Annotated in this window: 2 protein-coding genes; both read left to right on the top strand. The window is 53.3% G+C overall.

Annotated elements, in window-relative coordinates; all coding sequences use genetic code 11:
- Positions 1 to 95: 95 nt before the first annotated feature.
- Positions 96 to 389: a TA system toxin CbtA family protein gene (locus QSH13_RS18405; RefSeq protein WP_214176977.1), complete on the top strand. Its 294-nt coding sequence runs from the start codon at positions 96 to 98 to the stop codon at positions 387 to 389.
- A gap of 91 nt (positions 390 to 480) precedes the next feature.
- Positions 481 to 990 (top strand): DUF1281 domain-containing protein (locus QSH13_RS18410; RefSeq protein WP_286039458.1); only part of this gene is annotated, 510 nt, incomplete at its 3' end.

Consider the following 990-nt stretch of genomic DNA (forward strand, 5'->3'; position numbering starts at 1 on the left):
AAAAAGCGTTGTTCCGGGCAGCCGGGCAGGCCCGTCAGGCCTGTGAGTTTTTACTGAATACGGCCACCTCCCGACAGGCCGCGTAGGAGACAGCGATGGACAAAATCACCATTATCCGTTTTCAGTTGCTGGTACATCAGTTACTGAAAGTGCATTACGGCATTACGCTGAGTGATACCGGATTGTCTGATGATGCGGAGGTATCCCGGATGATTGAACTCGGGATATCGCCGGTATCGGCGGTCAACCGTCTGGTGGATAAATACCACCTGGATAAACTGAATGCATCCTGTTATCTGCCGGCATCCCCGTATGTCAGTGATACCGATGCTTTACTTGCACAGGCTCAGCTGAGCGGTGCCATTAACCCGGATGTCATGCCCGGATAATCTTTAACGATTAACGACTGACATCTTTCCCGTGAGGGCTTGTTCCTCACGGGATAAGCCCTCTTTTTTATTCTGAAAAGAGGATATCACCATGCCAAACTGGTGCTCGAACCGACTTGACATCACCTTACACAACGCGGCGGATATGCCGGCTCTTAAACACTGGATATATGCGGATGACGGGATACCCGCCTGGCAGACGGCGATAGCGCAAAGTCTGCATTTGTTGCTGGCTGGCTGTGCGGGGATACTGAAACCCGTCAGACCGCTGTCTTTTCCGCCGTTACCGGAACTGACCTCATACGGAGAAACCGGCCCTGTTTCCCCGGAAAACACCGCCTTCACGCACTGGGTTGAGATGCTGATAACCGCACCGGATTTGACGCCGTCATGTTGTCAGCAAATCCATCAGTGGTATCAGATGTGGTTATCTGAAGGTGGGGTGTACCATTCCTGGGACTCGCTGACGGCGACGCAGAAAGCGAGACTGTCACCGTTGTTATCGGCCGGCAGTTTTGACTGGCTAAACCGGTTTACCGGGGAGGATGAGAGCCGGGTGGCGACAGCCTGGGAGGATATTCAGTATCTTCGCGGTACAGGG

This window comes from Proteus faecis (genome assembly GCF_030286765.1).
GTDB classification, from domain to species: domain Bacteria; phylum Pseudomonadota; class Gammaproteobacteria; order Enterobacterales; family Enterobacteriaceae; genus Proteus; species Proteus faecis.